The sequence below is a fragment of the Fundidesulfovibrio sp. YSD1 genome (assembly GCF_055397115.1).
The window spans coordinates 2,712,412-2,730,676 of sequence record NZ_AP043666.1; the positions used below are offsets into that span (position 1 = coordinate 2,712,412).

Sequence of the window (18,265 nt, forward strand, 5' to 3'; positions counted from 1 at the left end):
GTCCCCTGGCTGCGTCCTTGACGGAACCAGCGCGACATTGATAATGTTTGCAATCAAACAAAGGCTGGTTTCCAGTCTGAGAGGGAGAATGGCGTGAAGGGAATAGGGCTTGTCGGTTTTGGCTACTGGGGACCGAATCTCGCAAGAAATTTCGCAATACAGGAAGGAGTCCGGCTCGCAGCCATCTGCGAACAACAACCGAAACGGGCAGCAGCGGCGAAACAGTTGTATCCCTCGGCTCACGTGACCGCCGATTACAACGAACTGCTGAACGACCCGGACATCCACGCCATCCTCATCGCCACCCCCGTCTCCCACCACTACCCCCTCGCAAAGCAGGCGCTGCTCGCCGGGAAGGACATCCTGGTGGAAAAGCCTTTCACCCAGACCTACGAAGAGGCCCTGGAGCTCATGGAGTTGGGCGAGTCCCTGGGGCGAATCATCGCCGTGGACCACACCTTCCTCTTCACCGGGGCCGTGAAGAAGATCAAGGAACTCGTGGACAGCAAGGTGCTGGGCGACATCCTCTACTTCGACTCCGTGCGCATCAACCTGGGTCTGTTCCAGAAGGACGTGAACGTCATCCACGACCTGGCCCCGCACGACCTGGCCATCCTGAGCCACCTGGTGGACACCCCGCCCGTCTCGGTGCAGGCCATGGGGGCCTGCCACGGCGGAGCCTGCATGGAGAGCGTCGCCTACCTGCACCTCGAATACGAGACCGGCATGGTGGCGCACTTCCACTTCAACTGGCTGGCGCCCGTGAAGGTGCGCAAGACCCTCATCGCCGGGACCAACAAGATGGTGGTCTGGGACGACCTGGAGGCCAGCGAGAAGGTCAAGGTCTACGACAAGGGCGTGCTCATCTCCAACGACCCGGATTCGATCAACAAGGTCAAGGTGGACTACCGCACCGGCGACATGTGGGCCCCCAAGCTTCTGCACCAGGAGGCGCTCGGCGTGGAGGCGCGCCATTTCGTGGACTGCATCGTGGGCAGGACCCGGCCCCTGGCCGGGGCCAGCGAGGGAGCCCAGGTGGTGCGCATCCTGGAGGCCTCCAAGGAGTCGCTGGCCAACGGCGGCAGGCGGGTGGCCCTGTGAGCGGCGAGGGCCTGCTGAAGATAGCGCCTGATGTCCGCCTGGGCAGGGACGTGCGCCTTGTCGGGTTCGCCAACCTCTACGGCTGCGTCATCGGCGACGAGTGCACCATAGGCACCTTCGTGGAGATCCAGCGCGACGTGGTGGTGGGCGACCGGGTGAAGATCCAGAGCCATTCCTTCATCTGTTCCGGGGTGACCATCGAGGACGAGGCCTTCATCGGCCACGGCGTCATGTTCACCAACGACCGCTTTCCCCGTTCCTCCAACCGCGACGGGTCCAAGAAGGGCGGCTCGGACTGGCAGTGCGTCCCCACCAGGATCTGCCGCCGGGCCTCCATCGGCAGCAACGCGACCATCCTGTGCGGCGTGACCGTGGGCGAAGAGGCCATCGTCGGCGCGGGCAGCGTGGTCACGCGAGACGTCCCGCCCAGGGCGGTGGTGGCCGGCAACCCGGCGCGCATCCTGCGCCACATCGACGAAAACGGAGTGGAACTCGAGTGACCGATACATATGAAGTGATCCCGTTCCTGGACCTGGCCCTGCTGCACAAGCCCCTCAAGCCCGCCATGCTCCAGGTGCTCTCCGACGCCCTGGACACGTCCGGCTTCATCGGCGGCAAGCAGGTGAGCCTTTTCGAAGAGGAATTCGCGGCGTTCTGCGGCTCTCCGGCCTGCGCCGCGGTGGCCAGCGGCACCGACGCCGTGCGCCTGGGCCTGCAGGGCCTGGGCGTGGGCCCGGGCGACACCGTCGTCACCGTGCCCAACACGTTCATCGCCACCACCGAGGCCATCTCCCAGACCGGGGCGCGCTTCGAGTTCGTGGACATCGACCCGGCCACCAGCCTCATGGACATGAACCTCCTGGAAGAGCGCCTGAAGCGTTCGCCCAGGCCCAAGGCCGTGGTCCCGGTGCACCTGTACGGCCAGTGCGTGGACATGGGGGCCTTGCGCGCCCTGGCCCGCAAGTACGAGTTCTTCATCGTGGAGGACGCCTGCCAGGCCCACGGCGCGACCTTCGAGGGCAAGCCCGCCGGGTCGCTGGGCGACGCGGGCGCGTTCAGCTTCTACCCCGGCAAGAACCTCGGGGCCTGCGGCGAGGGCGGGGCCGTCACCTCCGGCGACGCCAAGGCCATGGAGACGATGAAGATGCTGCGCGACCACGGACAGGCGCGCAAGTACGTACACAAGCTCGAAGGCACCAACGCGCGCCTGGACGCCGTGCAGGCGGGCTTTCTGCGCCTGAAGCTCCCCCACGTGGCCGGCTGGAACGAACAGCGCCGGGCCGTGTCGGACCGCTACGACCAGGCCTTCTCCTCCATGGGCTTTTTGCGCACGGTGGCCGTGCTGCCCGGCAACGTGCCCGCGCGGCACCTCTATGTCGTGCACCTGGCGGACCGCGACGCCCTGGCGGCCCACCTGGGCGAAAAGAACATCCAGACCGGCCTGCACTACCCCATCCCGCTGCACCTCCAGGAATGCTACGCTTCCATGGGCTTCTCCAAGGGCGACTTCCCCCGCGCCGAGGCCGCCGCGAGCGAGCTCCTGAGCCTGCCGCTCTTCCCGGGCATGCGCGAGGACCAGGTTGACCGGGTCATCGCCGAGGTCGGGGCTTTCGGAGGCAAGGCATGAAGATCACGGGCGCGCGCGTCGCCGTCACCGGCGGCGCGGGATTCATAGGCAGTCACCTGGTGGACAGGCTGGCCGGGCTTGGCAACCAGGTGCTGGTGGTGGACGACTTCTCCACCGGGGACAGGGATAATCTGGTCCTCCAGGCGTCCAACCCGGCCGTGACCGTGGCCGAGCTGGACATCCGCGACGAGGGCGCCCTCATGGACGCCTTCCGGGGCATGGACTTCGTCTTCCACATGGCCTGCCGCAACGTGCGCCTGAGCCTGCGCAGGCCCACCGAGGTCCACGAGGTCAACGCCACGGGCACGCTCAATACCCTGAAAGCCGCCTGCGCGGCCGGGGTGCGGCGCTACCTGTACTGCTCGAGCTCCGAGGTCAACGGCACGGCCGACGTGGTGCCCATGCCCGAGGACTACCACTTCAAGCCCGAGACCATCTACGGCGCGTCCAAGCTCACCGGCGAATACTACACCCAGGTGTTTCAGCGCGCGGGCTGGCTCGAGACCGTCATCGTCAGGCCCCACAACAACTACGGCCCGCGCGAGCATTACGAGGGCATCAGCGGCGAGGTCATCCCCCGCTTCATCCTCCAGGCCCTGGCCGGGCTGCCCCTGACGGTCTACGGCGACGGCTCGCAGACCCGCGACTTCACCTACGTGGCCGAGACCGCCGACTTCCTCGTGCGCCTGCTGGAGTGCGACAAGGCCGTGGGCGGGACGTTCAACCTCTGCCACGGCGACGAGGTCTCCATCCGCGACATCGCCACGCTCATCCTGGAGGTCACCGGCTCCGGGGCCAAACCGAGCTTCCTGCCAGGCAGGCCGAGCGACGTGCTGCGCCTCTACGGCGACAACTCCCGCCTGCGCGAACTCCTGGGCGAGGCCCCCTCGGTCTCCATCAAGGAGGGCCTGGCCAGGACCGTGGACTGGTTCAGACGGAACGTGGAGCTCACGCCCGAGGTGGTCGAGTCCGTGAGCACCGCCGCCAGCTGGGTGAACTTCCCGGGCGAGGACTGGCTGCCGGAGAAGCGCACCGGGCAGGGCGGCAAGGCATGAGAAAGGTCGCCTTCGCCAAACCCTGGCTCGGCCAGGAGGAAGCTTCCGCCGCCGCCGAGGCGGTCCTCTCCGGCTGGGTGACCCAGGGCCCGCGCGTGAAACGCTTCGAGGACGATTTCGCCGCGCTCACCGGAGCGGCCCGCGCCTGCGCCGTGTCCAACTGCACGGTGGCGTTGCAGATGGCCCTGGCCGAGTGCGGGGTCGGGCCCGGCGACGTGGTGCTCACGGTGAGCCACAGCTTCATCGCCACGGCCAACGCCGTGCGGGCCGTGGGCGCGGAACCCGTGTTCGTGGACATCGACCCGGACACCCTGAACATGGACCCCAAGACCCTGGCCCGGGTCATCGAGAGGGAGTTCGAGGCCACGGAGCAGGGCCTGCGCTACGTCGACGCAGCTCGCTTCGCCGTGCCCGGCAGCCTGTTCGAGAGGCTTCGCGAGCCCTATGGCCGCCTGGGGGCCGTCCTGGCCGTGCACCAGCTGGGCATGCCCGCCGACCTGGCCGGGCTTTTGGCCGTGGCCGGACGCCACGGAATTCCCCTCATCGAGGACGCGGCCTGCGCCTGCGGCAGCGCGCTGAGCCTCGACGGCGGGGCCACCTGGGAGCCGGTGGGCAAGCCCCACGGGCGCACGGCCTGCTTCAGCTTCCATCCGCGCAAGATCGTCACCACCGGCGACGGCGGCATGCTGACCTACACGGACGCGGGCGCGGACGCGCAGTTCAGGCTGCTGCGCCAGCACGGTATGAGCCTGTCCGACGCGGCCAGGCACGGCGCGGGAAAGGTGGTCTTCGAGGACTATCTGGTCGCGGGCTTCAACTACCGCATGACGGACATCCAGGCCGCCGTGGGCGTGGAGCAGTTGAAGCGCCTGCCGGAGATGGTTTCGCGCCGCCGGGAGTTGGCGCGGCTCTACGGGCAGGCCCTGGCCGCGCTGCCCGGGGTCTCCCTCCAGCGCGAGCCCGAATGGGCGCGCACCAACTGGCAGAGCTACTTTATCCGCATCGAGGACGCCGCGCTCCAGGTCCCGGTGATGCAGGAGCTTCTGGACAAGGGCGTGGGCACGCGCCGGGGCGTGATGTGCGCGCACCTGGAGCCGCCCTACGCGGGCGTCTGGGAAAAGGGCTGCCTGCCGGCCAGCGAACAGGCGCGCGACGCGGGAATCATCCTGCCCCTGCACCACGAGATGACGCCGGACGACGTGGCCTACGTGGCCGAGTGCCTGGAGAAGGCGCTGTGGCGCTAAAAAAGCCGCGAATCCGGCGGCCTGCAACGCCAAACGAGGAAACTGTCTCGCCATGGGTAAATCATACTCGCCGAAATACGTCTATCCGCTCCCCGATTCCGACTTCTCCCACTGGGACGACGACGGGGACACCCTGTTCAAGGACATCCGGGACGTGCCCCAGGAAAGCTACGGGGCCTGGTGGCCCACGTTCTTCCCCACGTCCATCGGGTTTCTGGTCACGGGCAACCGCGAGCGAAGCAACGTGATGACCATCTCCTGCATGGTCGTGACCTGCGCGCATCCCTTCACCGTGGGCTTCCCCGTGTTCGGGGGCGAGCGCTCCACGCGCGGCAACGGCCCGCGCTATTCGCTGGACCTGCTCGAGGCCCACCCGGAATTCACCCTGAACGTGCCCTGCATGTCCTCCGAGATGACCAAGCGCGTGATCATCTGCGGCAGCCTGACCGGCCGCGACGGTACGGACAAGTTCGCCAAGGCTGGCTTCACCAAGGCCCCGTCCCGCTACGTGGAGCCGCCCATCCTCAGGCAGTGCCCCATCAGCCTGGAGGCCAAGGTCCATTCCATCCAGAACCTGGGGACCCACAACTGGGTCATGGGCCGGGTCCAGGCCGTGCACATCGACAAATCCCTGGCCACGGGCGGGCAAAAGCTCGTCTGGCTCAGCATGCCCCGCTTCCTCGGCGAAGAGGGCGGGCTTCAGGAAAGCGAGGAGTAACCCGTGAGCGCCATCCCCCATTTCATCATCGGCGGAGCCCCCAGGGCGGGCACCACCTGGCTGGTGGAGGCCCTGGACCGGCACCCCCGGGTGTACATGGCCAGGCCCTTCGTGCCCGAGCCCAAGTTCTTCCACATCGACGAGATCTACGCCAAGGGCATGGACCATTACCTGCGCACCTGGTTCGCGGACGTGCCCGAGGGCGCGGTGGCCGGGGAAAAGGACACCTACTACCTGGAGAACCCCGAAAGCGCGGGGCGCATCCACGCAAACCTCCCGGACGTCAAGCTGATGTTCCTCCTGCGCGAGCCCGGGGCCAGGGCGCACTCCAACTACCTGTGGTCGCGCCAGCACGGGCACGAGCCGGAAACCTTCGAGCGGGCCATGGAGCTCGAGGAGCAGCGCGGGCGCGACCTCCCCGAACGGCTGCGCTTCGTGCGGCCCCACGCCTACCTCTCGCGCGGGCTCTACGCCAGGCAGCTCAAGCCCTACTTCGACCTCTTCCCCCGCGAACGGATCCTCTGCCTCAACTTCGAGGACATCATCCGCGACCCGGCCGGGCTCATGACCAAGGTGCACGACTTCCTGGGCGTCGAGGTCCGCCCCGGGGACGGCCTGGGCCTGGGGGACGTGAACCCGGCGGTGGACGAAAGCCAGGAGCGGCTCTCGGAAAAGGACCGCAAGGCCCTCGACGCCTACTTCGAAGGGCCCAACCGGGAGCTCTTCGCCATGCTGGGCCCCGGGTTCGAGCCCTGGCGGGGCGAGTCATGAGCTTGGGAGGGCGCGTTGGGACTGTTCGCATGGAGCTGACGCCGTGACGGCAGGCAAGGGCGGCGCGAAGCCGACGGTGCTGCTGCTGACGCCGGTGTTCAACGAGCACGAGGGCCTGCCGGAGTACGAGCGCCGCGTGCGCGCCGAACTGATGGACCGCGAGGACTGCGACTTCCGGGTGCTCTTCATCGACGACGGCAGCCGCGACGACTCCTGGGAGATCATCGAGGGCATCTGTTCGCGCGACCAGCGCTTCGAGGCCATCAGGCTCTCGCGCAATTTCGGGCCGCACGCCGCGCTCAGCGCGGGCTTCGCCAACGGCGACGCGGACGCCATGGTCGTCTTGTCCTGCGACCTGCAGGACCCGCCCTCGGCCGTGCTGGAAATGGTCGAGAAGTGGCGGCGGGGCGCGCAGATCGTCTGGGGCAGGCGGCGCAGCAGGGCGGACGGGACGTTCAGGAAGTTCTGCAGCCAGATGTTCTACGAGCTGCTCAAGCGCCACGCCATGCCCAGGCACTCCAAGTTCGCCACGGGCAGCTTCCTGCTGGCCGACCGCAAGGTCGTGGACTGCTACCGCCAGTTCCGCGAGCACACCCGGATCACTTTCGCCCTGATCGCCTGGACGGGCTTCAGGCAGGACGTGGTGGACTACGACCGCGAGGCCAGGAGGCACGGCAGCTCAGGCTGGAACTTCGGGCGCATGCTCAAGGCCATGTACGACACCCTGGTGGGCTTTTCCGGCCTGCCCATGCGGCTCATGACCTGGGCGGGCATCGGCATCTCGCTTCTCAGCTTCGCCTTCTCGGCGTACCTGGTGCTCAACTGGCTGCTCTACGGCAGCCGCATGCCGGGCTGGCCGAGCATCATGCTGGGGATATCGTTCTTCTTCGGCGTGCAGTTCTTCTGCATGGGGCTCATGGGCGAATACCTTTCGCGCATCTATCTGGAATCGGTCCAGCGGCCCACGTTCTTCATCGCCGACCGCATCGGCGGCGAGGCCGGGGCGGCACGGGAAGGAACAGCCGATGGAGACGCGTAGGGCGCTTGTCCGCAAGGCTCCGGCACGGGCGGCCTGGGCCGAGGGCCTGGAGGTGGCGCTCACGGACCGGATGCTCGAGGAGGGCGGGCTCGGGCGCTTCCTGGGGCGGGACGGGGCCCTGTCCATCCCCGGGGATTTCGCCTGGGACGCGGGCTGGGGCGCTGAGCTGCGCGATCTGCGCGCCTACACCGAAACGAAGCCGCTGTCCTCGCGCACGGGTTTCTCCTACCAGCGCGTGCCCGAATGGGTGCGCAGCCTCGTGGCCTCCTGCATCGGGCGGGTGAAGCGCCGCAGCCAGCGGGTCTGGGCGGAGTTCCCGGGCTGGCCGCTGGACCTGAGCGCGGATTTCCTGGCCGACCTGGCCGCCGGGGAAAGGCCCGCGGGGGGCGTCACCCCCGTGCTCCTGACCCACGACCTTGACTCGGCCGAGGGCCTCGAAAATCTCGCCGCGTTTTTCCTGGACGCGGAGGAGGCCGTGGGCGCGCGCTCCTACAGCTACGTCGTGCCCCTCAAGTATCCGCTGGACCACGGGCTCTTGCGCGAAGTTCATTCCCGGGGCCACGGGATCGGCGTGCACGGCTTCGACCACAGCAACACCACGGCCTTCGCCGAGGAGGGCTCGCGCCGCCAGCGCCTGGAGCAGGGCCGCGCGGCCCTGGCCGCGTACTCCCCCACGGGCTACCGCGCGCCTTCGCTTCTGCGCACGCGCGGCCTGCTTGGCGACCTCGGGCCGCTCTACGCCCACGACAGCAGCATCCCGACCTCGGGCGGGCTCTTCCCCATCCCGAACAACGGCTGCGCCAGCGCGCGTCCCTTCATGGCCCAGGGTATCCTGGAGATTCCCCTCAGCATGCCGCGCGACGGCAGCCTGCGCTTTCTCGGCCATTCGCCGCGCCAGGTGCTGGAGATCTGGAAGCAATGCGCGCAGCGCATCGCCGACTCCGGCGGGGTGGTGGTGCACCTGACGCACTGCGAGCGGCGCTTCAGCGGGCATCCGAAGTATTTCGGGGCGTACCGCGATTTTCTCGAATACCTGGCGGCCTCGCCGCGTTTCAGCTTCAGCACGCCCGACGAGGTCGCCCGCGTCCACGCGGCGGCCCTGGCCGGGCCGGGAGGGGCCCATGGGTGACACGTTCCAGCAGTCGCGGTTCGAAACCAACGCCCTGCGCGCCGATTTCTTCGCCGGGCAGGTGCGGCGCGTTCGCGCGGCGGGCGAGCCGTTCCGCCTGCTCGACGTGGGGTGCGGCACGGGGGGGCACATCCTCCGGCTGGCCGGGGAATTCGGCGCGGCGAGCTTTCACGGGGTGGACATCTCGCCGGGCAACGTGCGCTCCGCCCGGGAAGCCTGCGCGGAGCGCGGCGGGAACGCCGCCTTCGAGGAGGCGGATTTCCTCGCGTGGCGGGGCGAGGCAGCCGACGTCGTCATCTCGGACTCCACCCTGCACCTCATCCCGGGCGACACGCAGGCCCTGGCGCGCGCCCTGGGCCGGGCCGTCCGGCCAGGGGGGACGCTTCTTTTCTCCATGCCTTCGGACTGCCTTCGCAACCGGGCGCTTTTTCTCGTGCGCAGGCTGGCCGGGGCCGTCCGGGGGCCGTGGCTGGACGCGCTGATACTTCGCGTGGCCAAGGCCGTCTACGGCGGCAGCGGCTTCGACGAATCCGCACTGCGCGACCGCATAGCCTACATGTACATCATCCCCGAGAGGGTCTACGGGGCCCGGTTCCGGGCGCTTCTGGAGGCCCAGTCCTTCCGGCTCGTGGAGTGCGAAAAGGAGCCGCAGCGCTACCTCTTGAAGCCCGCGCACGTCTTTTGCCGGTTCGACAAGACCGCCTAGGCCCTGGACGCGCCGGGCAGGCCCGTGGCAAACAGTGCGCGCGCCACGGGGCCGGGACGAGCGTCCCGGCGGAACACAAATTACCCTACCTCCGGAAGGCCCGGCGGTTCTTCCGCGATAAAGAGATGAATCCAGAACACGAGATCGAAGGCAAGGAGCCGGTCCTTCAGGGCTCCAAGGGGCGTTTTCGGCGCCTGGCGTTGTACGGCGCCGGGGCGGTCTTCGCGGCGGTGGCGTTATGGAGCTCCTTCCTGCGCTCGCAGTACCTCGTCCTCAGCGCCGACGACACGGCGTGCCTCGCGGAGTGCGTCGAGGCGGCCTGGACCAAGGGCCTCCCGTATTCCGACATCAAGGCGAAGATGCTCTATTATTTCTACGACAAACAGAACCAGGTGCTGAGCGCCTCGGCCGATTCGATCTGCGCGCGCGACTTCGGGCCCTTCTCCCTGGAGCCGATCAACCAGTTCCGGCGGCACACCTACTTCATCATCTACCTCTGGGCTCCGCTCACGGCGTTCTTCTCCGGGGAGACGGTCGCCCTGTTTTTGAACGCCCTGGCCCTGTGGGCCTTCATCCCCGTGGCGGCCGCGCTGTCCCGCCGCCTGGGGCTGGGCTGGCCCGTGACCGCGCTCTTCTGCCTCACGCTCATGTCGATGCCCCCGTGGGCGCTGTCGCTCTCGTCGGGGCAACCCTATCCGGACCGGTTCTTTCTCCCGCTCTTCCTGGGGTGCCTCTGCTGCCTGGCCGGGAAAAGGCTCCGCTGGCCGTTCTACCTGCTGGGAGTGCTCGCCGCAGCCACCGTGGACCGCGCCGGGCTGATGGCCGGCATCGTCCTGGTCCTCTATGCCGTGCTGTACTGTTGGCGCGACAAGCCCAGGCGCAACGCCCTGATCGCCTTCGGCTGCGCGCTGGCCGCGTTCAGCATGGCCGTGGTCAAGTTCTTCCTCATCTCCGAGTACACGGGTTCGTTCCTCAGTTCGATACTCTCGCTGTCGTTCCTGACCAATCCGGAGTCGCTGCGCAACATCGGGCTCATGTTCCTGGTGCTTTCCCCGCTGCTCTTCTGCGCGGCTTTCGACTGGCGGGCCCTGGGCATCGCATTGGTGGCCATGGCCCCCAACGTGATGGGCTCCATGGGCGGAGGCGAGAAGACGGGCTGGCCCACACACTACCACTCCTTCTACATGCCGGTGCTCACCTGGGCTGCCCTCATGGGGATTTCACGGGCCTGGGCCTGGGCGCGCGGCAGCGCAACCAGGCGGTACGGCGCGTACGCGTCCCTTGCCGGAGTTTTGCTCCTGGCGCTCACGGTGTCGCCGTTTCCGGACCAGGACAAGTTCGGGCTGGCGAGCCTGCGCAACATCCCGAGGTACAACACGCTGCCCAGGCTGGCGGAATGGACCGAGGACTACCTCAAGGCCCCGCAGTCCTCGTTCTTCGCGCACACGCGCATGGTGCGCGGCCAACTCGAGGAGGCCGTGCCCAAGGGCTCGACGGTTTCCATGGTCTATCCGGCCATCTCGGCCTTGTACAAGGACAGGACGCTCTACTATTACCCGCAAGGGATGGACGACGCCGAGTACGTGGTCATCGAGTACACGCAGCGCCCCGACGGCTCCGTCGAGCCGGCGGGCCTGCTTTCGTACCTGCCGCCGGAGGAGAAGGCCAAGGCGCAGGCCTGCGTCAACGAACGCCTGGAGCGGCAGTTCGACGTGCAGGGAGCCAAGCGCATCGGCAGCTATCTGGTGATCAAGAGGCGCTGAACGCGCCGCAAGCCTCCGCCGGTGAGAACCGGCCCGCCCCGCTCGTGTCGCGTCCTTGAAAGGCATGAGGATGTTTTTCGAGGACGGAAATAATTATTCCAATTGATTGCCCTCGAAATGAGTGTTTATTCATTTCGAGGGCGCAACACTAGCGCTTGGCGAAGGCCTTCGAGGCGAGGATCGTCTCCACCCTGTTGTCCCACGAGTTGCTCCTGGCCACGGCGAGCCGCTTGTCCGTGAGCGCCTTGTCGGGCTTCTCGGCCACGGCCGCGTCCAGCTTGGCCAGGAAGTCCTCCTTGTCCTTCGCCAGATAGCAGATGTCCCGGAAGGGCTGGAGCTCGGGCAGGTTGACCGAGACCACGGGCTTGGCCGCGCTCAGGTACTCGTAGAACTTCACCGGGTTGGTCGCCAGGATGAGCGGCGTGAGCTGGAACGGGATGGTGCAGACCGTGAAGTAGGCGAGGTACCCCGGCAGCTCGGCGTATTTCTTCTCGCCCAGCAGGTGGACGTTGCCCAGCCGCTCGAGCGCGCTCACGTCGCAGTGCGTGTGGCAGCCGATGAGCACGAAGTTCCATTGCGGCCTGGCCTTGGCGCAATGGGCAAGGAGCTCCACGTCGAACCATTCGGCGATGGCCCCGAAGTAGCCGATCACCGGGCGGTCCGCCAGGCGGTCCAGCTCCCCGTTGCGCCTGGGGTCGTGGAAGTGCTCGAACTCGGTACCGTTATTTACCAGCAGCACGTTTTCGTTCAGGACCTTGGCCTTGTCGAAGAGCAGGTCCGAGGAGGCGAGCACGAGGTCGGCCTCGCGCAGGAGATCCTCCTCGGCCTGGAGGGCGTCGGGCTTGGTGTTCTCGAAGCCGCTGTGGTCGTCCATGCAGTCGAAGACCAGGGAGCCGCCGAAGCGGTCCCGCAGGGGCTTGGCCAGGGAGTGCCAGCTGGGGAACTGCACGAGGAGGACCGGCTCGCGCACGTTCAATTCCTCGAGGGTGGCGGAGAGGCCCATGAGCACGTTGCGCAGGTTGCCGTCCTTCAGGCAGTTCTCGTAGAGCACGCAATGCGTCCGGCTGCGTAGGCTGACCTCGAAGACGCCGGGGTGGAGCTTCGTGAAGCTGACCTCCTCCCGGGCCTGCGCCTCGTCCGCGTACTCCTCGCCGCGCGGCGCCAGGTTCATGGAGAGGTAGACCACCGTGTGGCCGCGTTCGGCGACGCGGGTCAGGAGTTGCTGCGGGCGCTGCCAGCGCAGGCTCCAGGGGATGATCGGGAAGACCACCACGACCCTGCCCGTGGCCTTGACGCTCTCGAACAGCTCGGAGGCGGCCTTGCGCCGGGCGGCCCGCAGGAAGGTCTGGGCCAGGCCGGTGGAGCGCAGCTTCATGGCCACCCCGCGCGCGAACTGCCTGGGGCCCTGGCGCAGGAGGGAATAGGCCGTAAGCAGGCGGTTGAGTTGCGGGATGCTGTCCACCACGTCGAGCCGCCGCTTCATCCAGGACGCCCACTCGGACATGTCCATGAGCTCGCGCCTGGTGTTGGCCAGTTCCGCCTGGCAGGCCTCGTACTTCTGCGACAGCTGCTCGAACCCGGAAATGGCCTGCAGATCTTTCGGGTAGGCACGGCCGGCGTCCACAGCGCCGGGTCCGCCGGGCCTGAGCCGCCCGGCCGCAGCTTCGGCCTGCCACTGGTGCAGTCCGGCGAGCTCGGCCTCGACGAAATCCCGGAAGTCGCGCCAGCGCTCCTCGAAGAAGCCGCAGGAGGGGTGGAAGGCGCTCGTGAGGTCCCGGGCGGCCCCCCGGGAGGCGACGAGGCAGGTCCTGTAGAAGGGCGGGCAGTGGTCCAGGTCGCCCATGGAGGCGACGAACTTCTGGCTTATCCGGAGCGCCGCGGGCCGCGTCCTGGGGGTTTCCCAGAGCACGAGGATCACCGGGAGCAGCCAGGCCAGCATGTCCGCGTTGCCGTGGTGGCGCTTGCTGCAGTGCCAGCCCAGGTTCCCGAGCGTTTCCTCCACCCAAGAGCAGGAGGGCAGGCCGTGGGAGATGTGCTCGTCCAGCCAGGGGTATTCGTGGCCGAAGATTTCCCGGAAGAGGGCGTTGACCGCGTCGTCCACCTCTCTGGCCCGGGTGCCGTCGGAGGAGGGGAAGAGCAGCACCAGGGTCTCTCCGGCCAGGGAGGAGACCCTGCGCAGGAACTCCTCGCGCTTGCCCACGGGCACGTGCTCGATCACGTCGATGGCGGTCACGTGGTCGAACGTGCGGCCCTGGACCTCGGGCGAATCGATGCCGCCCGCGATCTGGTTCACGCTCCTGAATTCGTTCCGGGCGATGAGCGGGTCGAGGTAGGTCACGCGCAGGTCCGGCAGGTAGCCGCCCAGCAGGCACTCGGGGCCGCAGCCAACGTCCAGCACGGAGTCGCCGGGCCTGGCGACCTTGGCGAGGATCTCGCCGCAGACGTGCAGGCGGCTGTGCTGGTCGAAGAGCACGGCGCCCTCGAACTCCAGCTCCTCCTGCTTCACGCCCGGGGCCGGGAGCGGGTGGACGGATTCGAGCGCGCCCCCGAAGGCCTTGTCCTCCCAACTCGCACTTTTTCTGAGGACCACGGCGCAGGCCGTGTCCAGACCCTGGTCGCCCCCTTCCCGGACGGACGCGAGCAGTTCGCCGGCCGCCCCGGCCACGGCTTCGAGGTTTTCGAGGCCGAAGCGCCACAGGCTCGTAGCGCCGCCCTCGCCAAGAAGCATGACCCCGCCCGGCGCGAGCGCACGGAGCGCCTCGATCGCGGCCCTGCGCCAGTCGCCGCGGCCCCCGAGCGCGTCCAGGGCCACCACGGCGTCGAAGGAGCCCCGCGCGAAGACCTCGGTGACGCGCGCGCCGTCGAGCAGGCACTCGATTCCGGGGCCGGGCCGGTTGCCGATGGCCGTCCAGCGCGGCTCGAGCGCCGCGAAGGCCTCGCGCGCCACGGCCCCGTCCACGCCGTCCGGGACGATTTCCAGAATTCTCGCGCCATGGCCCAGGAACGCGGCCAGCCTTTCGAAAAGCTCCGAACGGAAGGAGGCGTCCATGCTCAGTTGCCCCCCAGGCGCTTGGCCAGGATGTCCGCGATACGCTCGCAGGCCCGGCCGTCCCCGAAGGGGTTGGCGATGGCGGCCACGCGCCCGTGGTGCTGCGCGTCGGTGAGCAGCCTGCCCGCCTCGCGCACGATGGTCTCCACGTCGGTGCCCACCAGCGTGGACGTGCCCGCGGCCACGCCCTCGGGCCGCTCCGTGACCTCGCGCATGACCAGCACGGGCTTGCCGAGCGTGGGGGCCTCCTCCTGGATGCCGCCGGAGTCGGAGAGGATCAGGTGGCTCGCGTCCATGAGCTGCACGAAATCCTTGTAGGCCATGGGCGCGGTGAGCACCACGCCGGGGCAGCCGCCGAGCAGTTCGTTCACCGGCTGCTGCACGTTGGGGTTCAGGTGCACGGGGTAGACGAAGCGCGTGTCCGGGTGCAGCCGGGAAAGCTCGGCGATGGCCCTGCAGATGTCCCGGAAACCCTCGCCGAAGCTCTCGCGGCGGTGCCCGGTGACGAGCACCATGCGCCGCCCGCCTTCCAGCGCTCGCGCGACCTCGGGGGGAAAGGGCCGGGGATTTGCGCGCACGCTCTCCACCGTGAGCATGAGCGCGTCCACCACGGTGTTGCCGGTGACGAACACGTCCGCCTCGGGCGTGCCCTCGCGCAGCAGGTTGTCCCGGGCCAGGCCGGTGGGGCAGAAGTGCAGGTCGGCCGCGATGCCCGCCACCCGGCGGTTGACCTCCTCTGGGAAGGGCGCGCGCCGGTCGAAACTCCTGAGCCCCGCCTCCACGTGCCCCACGGGCACGCCCCGGTAGAAGGCGCAGAGCGCAGCCACCATCACCGTGGTGGTGTCGCCCTGCACGAGCAGCGCGTCCGGGCGTTCGCTCTCCAGTAGGCCGTCCACGGCGGTGAAGAGCCTGGCGCTCAGGGAGGCCAGGGTCTGGCCGGGGGTCATCACGCCCAGGTCGAGGTCGGGCTGGAGGCCGAAGTCGGCGAAGGCCTGGGCCAGCATCTCGCGGTGCTGGCCCGTTGAACACAGGGTCACGCTGAAATCGCCCCGGCGGGCGCGCAACTGCCTGACCAGCGGGGCGAGCTTGATCGCCTCCGGCCTGGTCCCGGCGCAAACGAGGATTTTCTTGGCCATTTTCCTTGGGTCCTGATGCGGCGCGAACCGCCCCGGATCGCGCTTTACGGGGCTTCGAACATGCAAAGCCTCACGAACCTATCAGCCCGCCGTGGCAAGGTAAAGCCGCCGCCCGCCTTGAGGCGGACCGGCCGGGGCCGCGCTAGGTCCAGAAGAGCCCGCTCCACTCGCCGCTGTCCTCCCGTACGGGCTCGGGCATGCCCTGGCGCACGTAGGCGTCGGCCACGGCCTGGGCCTGGGTGGTCAGGATGCCCGAGAGGATGAGCGCCCCGCCGGGCTTCAGGTGCCCAAGCAGGTGCGGGGCCATGTCGATCAGCGGCTGGGCCAGGATGTTGGCCACGATGCAGTCGAAGGCCATGCCCGGGTGCAGGCTCTCGAGCCCGCCCACGGCCAGGCGCACGGGCGCGCCGGGCGAGCCCGAGGGCGGCAGGCCGTTCAATTCCAGGTTCTCGGCGGCGCAGAACACGGCCTGGGGGTCGATGTCCACGGCCAGGCCCACGCAGCCGAGCTTCACGAGGCCTATGGCCAGGATGCCCGAGCCCGTGCCCAGGTCCAGGAAGGTGTCGCCCTTCTTGAGCCGCCCCGACTCCATCAGCCTGGCGATGCCGCCCAGGCACAGGGCCGTGGTGGCGTGGTGGCCGGTGCCGAAGGCCATCTTGGGCTCGATGACGATGGGCTCCAGGCCGTGGTGGTCGGAGTCGGCCAGCCAGGGCGGCACGATCTCGAAGCGCCCGCCGATGTCGATGGGCGTGAAGAACTCCTTCCAGGCGGCGGACCAGTCCTGCTGCTCCTGGGCCTGGGTCTCGAAGCGGGCCATGGGCCAGCGCGAGGCCACGAAATCCCCGGCCACTGCCGCCAGGGGCGACTGGGGCTCCAGGTAGAAGCGGAAGGTCACGTCGCGCGTGGCGGGCGCAGTCAGCTCCTCCCAGCCCTGCAGGGAGTTGCCGGACAACCAGGCGGAGACGTCCTCGCCCAGGGTTTCCAGTTCCTGTTCCGAAAGGGTGCCGGGAAGGGTGATCTCGATCTTGAGCAGTTGGGACATGGCGATTGTTCCGTGAAAAGTGATGGATGCCTTGAAGTGGCGGGGTCGAAAAAGGCCGGACCCGTTGGGCCCGGCCCGCGCGATTCTTGTTGCCTACGCCTCGGACAGCACGGCCGAGAGGGCCTGGGCGAAGCGCGTGAGCTCCTCCTGCCCGATGACCAAGGGTGGCAAGAGCCTCAGCACCGTGCCCTGGGTCAGGTTCAGGATGAAGCCGCGCTTCAGGAGCTTTTCCCAAACGGCCTGCCCGTCCACGGCAAGGTCGATGCCGATCATCAGCCCGAGCCCGCGCACCTGGCGGATCTTGCCCGGGTTCTCCTCGGCCACGTCCTCGAAGAGCGCCAAGGCGAAGTCGCCCATGCGGGCGGCCCGCTCGTCCATGCGGTCGCGCTTGAGGATCTCCACGGTCTTGATCGCGGCGGCCGACACCAGGGGCGTGCCGCCGAAGGTGGTGGCGTGGCTGCCCGGCTCGAATCCGGCCGCGACCTCTTCCGTGGCCATCACCGCGCCCATGGGCAGGCCGTTGGCCAGGGCCTTGGCCACGGTGACGATGTCCGGCGCGAGACCGAAGTGCTGGTGCGCCCACCAGCGTCCGGTGCGGCACATGCCGGTCTGGATCTCGTCCACGATGAAGAGTGCGCCTTTCTCGCGGCACAGGGCCTGGACGCCTTGCAGGTATTCGGCCGTGAAGGGCTTCACGCCGCCCTCGCCCTGGACGACCTCCAGGATCACTGCGGCGGTGGTGTCGTTCACGGCGGCCGCCATGGCCTCCAGGTCGCCCGCCTCCACGGTGGCGAAGCCTTCCGGCAGGGGGGCGAAGCCGTCCTTGACCTTGTCCTGGCCCGTGGCCGTGAGCGTGGCCAGGGTCCGGCCGTGGAAGGAGCCGGTGAGGCTCACGATCCCGTAGCGGTCCTGGCCCTTGACCTTGCGCATGTACCTGCGGGCCAGCTTGATGGCCCCCTCGTTGGCCTCGGCCCCCGAGTTGCAGAAGAAGCAGCGCCCGGGCCCCCAGGTGGCGAGCAGGGCCTCGGCCAGGTCCACTTGCGGCTCCTGGAAGAACAGGTTGGAGACGTGCACCAGCCTGGCGGCCTGCTTGCACACGGCCTCGGTGACCTCGGGGTGGCAGTGGCCCAGGCCGGTGACGGCGATGCCCGCCAGCAGGTCCAGGTATTCGCGGCCTTCGAGGTCGTAGAGGGTCGATCCCTTGCCCCTGGACAGGGCCAAGGGATAGCGGCCGTAGGTGTTCATGACGGACGCGGCGGTCCGGGATTTCAAGTCTTCGAATTTTTCGTTCATGGCAACCTCAAAACCCGTCGCGCCTCGCGGGCGCGGCGAAGTCAAAAGCGTTTCGGTGCTACGGGAAAGCCCCGGCGGCGCCGCGCCGGGAACAGGCCTGGGCGGGGCTTGCCCCCCGCTCTCACACCTTGCCGGTGTGGCCGAATCCGCCCGCGCCTCGGCAGGTTTCGCCCAGTTCGTCCACGATCTCCACCCGGGCTGGCCGGAAGGGCATGACGACGAGCTGGGCAATACGCTCTCCACGCGCGACGGTCTTGTGGTTTTCCGAAGTGTTGAGCAGCCAGACCGTGACCTCCCCCCGGTAGTCGGGGTCGATCACGCCCACGCCCTGAGCCACCACGAGCCCTTCCCTGGCCCCGAGGCCGGAGCGGGAGAAGACGAACCCGGCCAGGCCCGGCTCGCAGATCTCGATGGCCACTCCCGTGCCGAAGGCGTGCCGCCCGCCGGGCGGGATGTCCACCGAGAGGACGTCCATGGCGGCGCGCAGGTCGATGCCCGCCGAGCCGGCCGTGGCCTGCTCGAGGGGGTGCTCGGTCCAGACGGGATGGAGGAACTTGACCTTCATCCGGGTTTGCTGCGCGTCGGTGTTCAC

The 18,265-nt window shown here is 68.4% G+C and carries 16 protein-coding genes; 11 read left to right on the forward strand and 5 right to left on the reverse strand.

Annotated elements, in window-relative coordinates; genetic code table 11:
- The first annotated feature begins 93 nt into the window (after nucleotides 1–93).
- The 11 genes from ACZ5V4_RS12710 to ACZ5V4_RS12760 all read left to right on the forward strand — a co-directional run bounded on the left by ACZ5V4_RS12710 (nucleotide 94) and on the right by ACZ5V4_RS12760 (nucleotide 11,153).
- Nucleotides 94–1,101, forward strand: coding sequence for a Gfo/Idh/MocA family protein (locus tag ACZ5V4_RS12710; RefSeq protein ID WP_464315230.1), 1,008 nt, complete (start codon nucleotides 94–96; stop codon nucleotides 1,099–1,101).
- Nucleotides 1,098–1,601, forward strand: coding sequence for an acyltransferase (locus ACZ5V4_RS12715; protein WP_464315231.1), 504 nt, complete (start codon nucleotides 1,098–1,100; stop codon nucleotides 1,599–1,601). The genes ACZ5V4_RS12710 and ACZ5V4_RS12715 overlap by 4 nt, the downstream gene beginning before the upstream one ends.
- Nucleotides 1,598–2,728 (forward strand): DegT/DnrJ/EryC1/StrS family aminotransferase, encoded by a 1,131-nt coding sequence (locus tag ACZ5V4_RS12720; RefSeq protein WP_464315232.1) that lies wholly within the window; start codon nucleotides 1,598–1,600, stop codon nucleotides 2,726–2,728. The genes ACZ5V4_RS12715 and ACZ5V4_RS12720 overlap by 4 nt, the downstream gene beginning before the upstream one ends.
- Entirely contained in the window at nucleotides 2,725–3,783 is a 1,059-nt protein-coding gene (locus tag ACZ5V4_RS12725) for an NAD-dependent epimerase/dehydratase family protein (protein ID WP_464315233.1), read from the forward strand. Before ACZ5V4_RS12720 ends, ACZ5V4_RS12725 begins: the two co-directional genes overlap by 4 nt.
- Nucleotides 3,780–5,027, forward strand: a complete 1,248-nt coding sequence (locus ACZ5V4_RS12730; RefSeq protein WP_464315234.1) for a DegT/DnrJ/EryC1/StrS family aminotransferase — start codon at nucleotides 3,780–3,782, stop codon at nucleotides 5,025–5,027. Before ACZ5V4_RS12725 ends, ACZ5V4_RS12730 begins: the two co-directional genes overlap by 4 nt.
- Before the next feature lie 52 nt (nucleotides 5,028–5,079).
- Nucleotides 5,080–5,745, forward strand: a complete 666-nt coding sequence (locus ACZ5V4_RS12735) for a flavin reductase family protein (RefSeq protein ID WP_464315235.1) — start codon at nucleotides 5,080–5,082, stop codon at nucleotides 5,743–5,745.
- Between the two features lie 3 nt (nucleotides 5,746–5,748).
- Complete coding sequence (locus tag ACZ5V4_RS12740; RefSeq protein WP_464315236.1) at nucleotides 5,749–6,516, forward strand: sulfotransferase family protein; 768 nt, start codon at nucleotides 5,749–5,751, stop codon at nucleotides 6,514–6,516.
- A gap of 43 nt (nucleotides 6,517–6,559) precedes the next feature.
- Nucleotides 6,560–7,555: a glycosyltransferase family 2 protein gene (locus tag ACZ5V4_RS12745; RefSeq protein ID WP_464315237.1), complete on the forward strand. Its 996-nt coding sequence runs from the start codon at nucleotides 6,560–6,562 to the stop codon at nucleotides 7,553–7,555.
- Nucleotides 7,542–8,684 carry a polysaccharide deacetylase family protein gene (locus ACZ5V4_RS12750; protein WP_464315238.1) on the forward strand — a complete coding sequence of 381 codons (1,143 nt, stop codon included), beginning with the start codon at nucleotides 7,542–7,544 and terminating at the stop codon, nucleotides 8,682–8,684. Before ACZ5V4_RS12745 ends, ACZ5V4_RS12750 begins: the two co-directional genes overlap by 14 nt.
- A complete protein-coding gene (locus tag ACZ5V4_RS12755) occupies nucleotides 8,677–9,390 on the forward strand; it encodes a class I SAM-dependent methyltransferase (protein WP_464315239.1) in 714 nt (237 codons plus the stop codon). Before ACZ5V4_RS12750 ends, ACZ5V4_RS12755 begins: the two co-directional genes overlap by 8 nt.
- Nucleotides 9,391–9,515: 125 nt before the next feature.
- Nucleotides 9,516–11,153 carry a hypothetical protein gene (locus tag ACZ5V4_RS12760; RefSeq protein ID WP_464315240.1) on the forward strand — a complete coding sequence of 546 codons (1,638 nt, stop codon included), beginning with the start codon at nucleotides 9,516–9,518 and terminating at the stop codon, nucleotides 11,151–11,153.
- Nucleotides 11,154–11,301: 148 nt separating this feature from the next.
- Here the strand turns inward: ACZ5V4_RS12760 and ACZ5V4_RS12765 are convergent, their stop codons facing one another.
- The 5 genes from ACZ5V4_RS12765 to dut all read right to left on the reverse strand — a co-directional run bounded on the left by ACZ5V4_RS12765 (nucleotide 11,302) and on the right by dut (nucleotide 18,238).
- Entirely contained in the window at nucleotides 11,302–14,202 is a 2,901-nt protein-coding gene (locus ACZ5V4_RS12765) for a hypothetical protein (RefSeq protein ID WP_464315241.1), read from the reverse strand.
- Between the two features lie 2 nt (nucleotides 14,203–14,204).
- Nucleotides 14,205–15,338, reverse strand: a complete 1,134-nt coding sequence (gene wecB / locus ACZ5V4_RS12770; protein ID WP_464315242.1) for a non-hydrolyzing UDP-N-acetylglucosamine 2-epimerase — start codon at nucleotides 15,336–15,338, stop codon at nucleotides 14,205–14,207.
- A 142-nt stretch (nucleotides 15,339–15,480) separates the two neighbouring features.
- The gene (locus ACZ5V4_RS12775) at nucleotides 15,481–16,380 is read right to left on the reverse strand and encodes a 50S ribosomal protein L11 methyltransferase (RefSeq protein ID WP_464315243.1); all 900 of its coding nucleotides are present in this window, start codon (nucleotides 16,378–16,380) and stop codon (nucleotides 15,481–15,483) included.
- Nucleotides 16,381–16,473: 93 nt separating this feature from the next.
- Nucleotides 16,474–17,673 carry an acetylornithine/succinylornithine family transaminase gene (locus ACZ5V4_RS12780; protein ID WP_464315244.1) on the reverse strand — a complete coding sequence of 400 codons (1,200 nt, stop codon included), beginning with the start codon at nucleotides 17,671–17,673 and terminating at the stop codon, nucleotides 16,474–16,476.
- A gap of 121 nt (nucleotides 17,674–17,794) precedes the next feature.
- Nucleotides 17,795–18,238: a dUTP diphosphatase gene (gene dut, locus ACZ5V4_RS12785; protein ID WP_464317831.1), complete on the reverse strand. Its 444-nt coding sequence runs from the start codon at nucleotides 18,236–18,238 to the stop codon at nucleotides 17,795–17,797.
- Between the last annotated feature and the right edge of the window lie 27 nt (nucleotides 18,239–18,265).

What these genes read in the sequence shown, in the direction of transcription:
- ACZ5V4_RS12725 (WP_464315233.1), top strand. Translation starts at nt 2,725, where the DNA reads ATGAAGATCACGGGCGCGCGCGTCGCCGTCACCGGCGGCGCGGGATTC.
- ACZ5V4_RS12730 (WP_464315234.1), top strand. Translation starts at nt 3,780, where the DNA reads ATGAGAAAGGTCGCCTTCGCCAAACCCTGGCTCGGCCAGGAGGAAGCT.
- ACZ5V4_RS12735 (WP_464315235.1), top strand. Translation starts at nt 5,080, where the DNA reads ATGGGTAAATCATACTCGCCGAAATACGTCTATCCGCTCCCCGATTCC.
- ACZ5V4_RS12750 (WP_464315238.1), top strand. Translation starts at nt 7,542, where the DNA reads ATGGAGACGCGTAGGGCGCTTGTCCGCAAGGCTCCGGCACGGGCGGCC.
- ACZ5V4_RS12755 (WP_464315239.1), top strand. Translation starts at nt 8,677, where the DNA reads ATGGGTGACACGTTCCAGCAGTCGCGGTTCGAAACCAACGCCCTGCGC.
- ACZ5V4_RS12760 (WP_464315240.1), top strand. Translation starts at nt 9,516, where the DNA reads ATGAATCCAGAACACGAGATCGAAGGCAAGGAGCCGGTCCTTCAGGGC.
- ACZ5V4_RS12765 (WP_464315241.1), bottom strand. Translation starts at nt 14,202, where the DNA reads ATGGACGCCTCCTTCCGTTCGGAGCTTTTCGAAAGGCTGGCCGCGTTC.
- wecB (WP_464315242.1), bottom strand. Translation starts at nt 15,338, where the DNA reads ATGGCCAAGAAAATCCTCGTTTGCGCCGGGACCAGGCCGGAGGCGATC.
- ACZ5V4_RS12775 (WP_464315243.1), bottom strand. Translation starts at nt 16,380, where the DNA reads ATGTCCCAACTGCTCAAGATCGAGATCACCCTTCCCGGCACCCTTTCG.
- ACZ5V4_RS12780 (WP_464315244.1), bottom strand. Translation starts at nt 17,673, where the DNA reads ATGAACGAAAAATTCGAAGACTTGAAATCCCGGACCGCCGCGTCCGTC.
- dut (WP_464317831.1), bottom strand. Translation starts at nt 18,238, where the DNA reads ATGAAGGTCAAGTTCCTCCATCCCGTCTGGACCGAGCACCCCCTCGAG.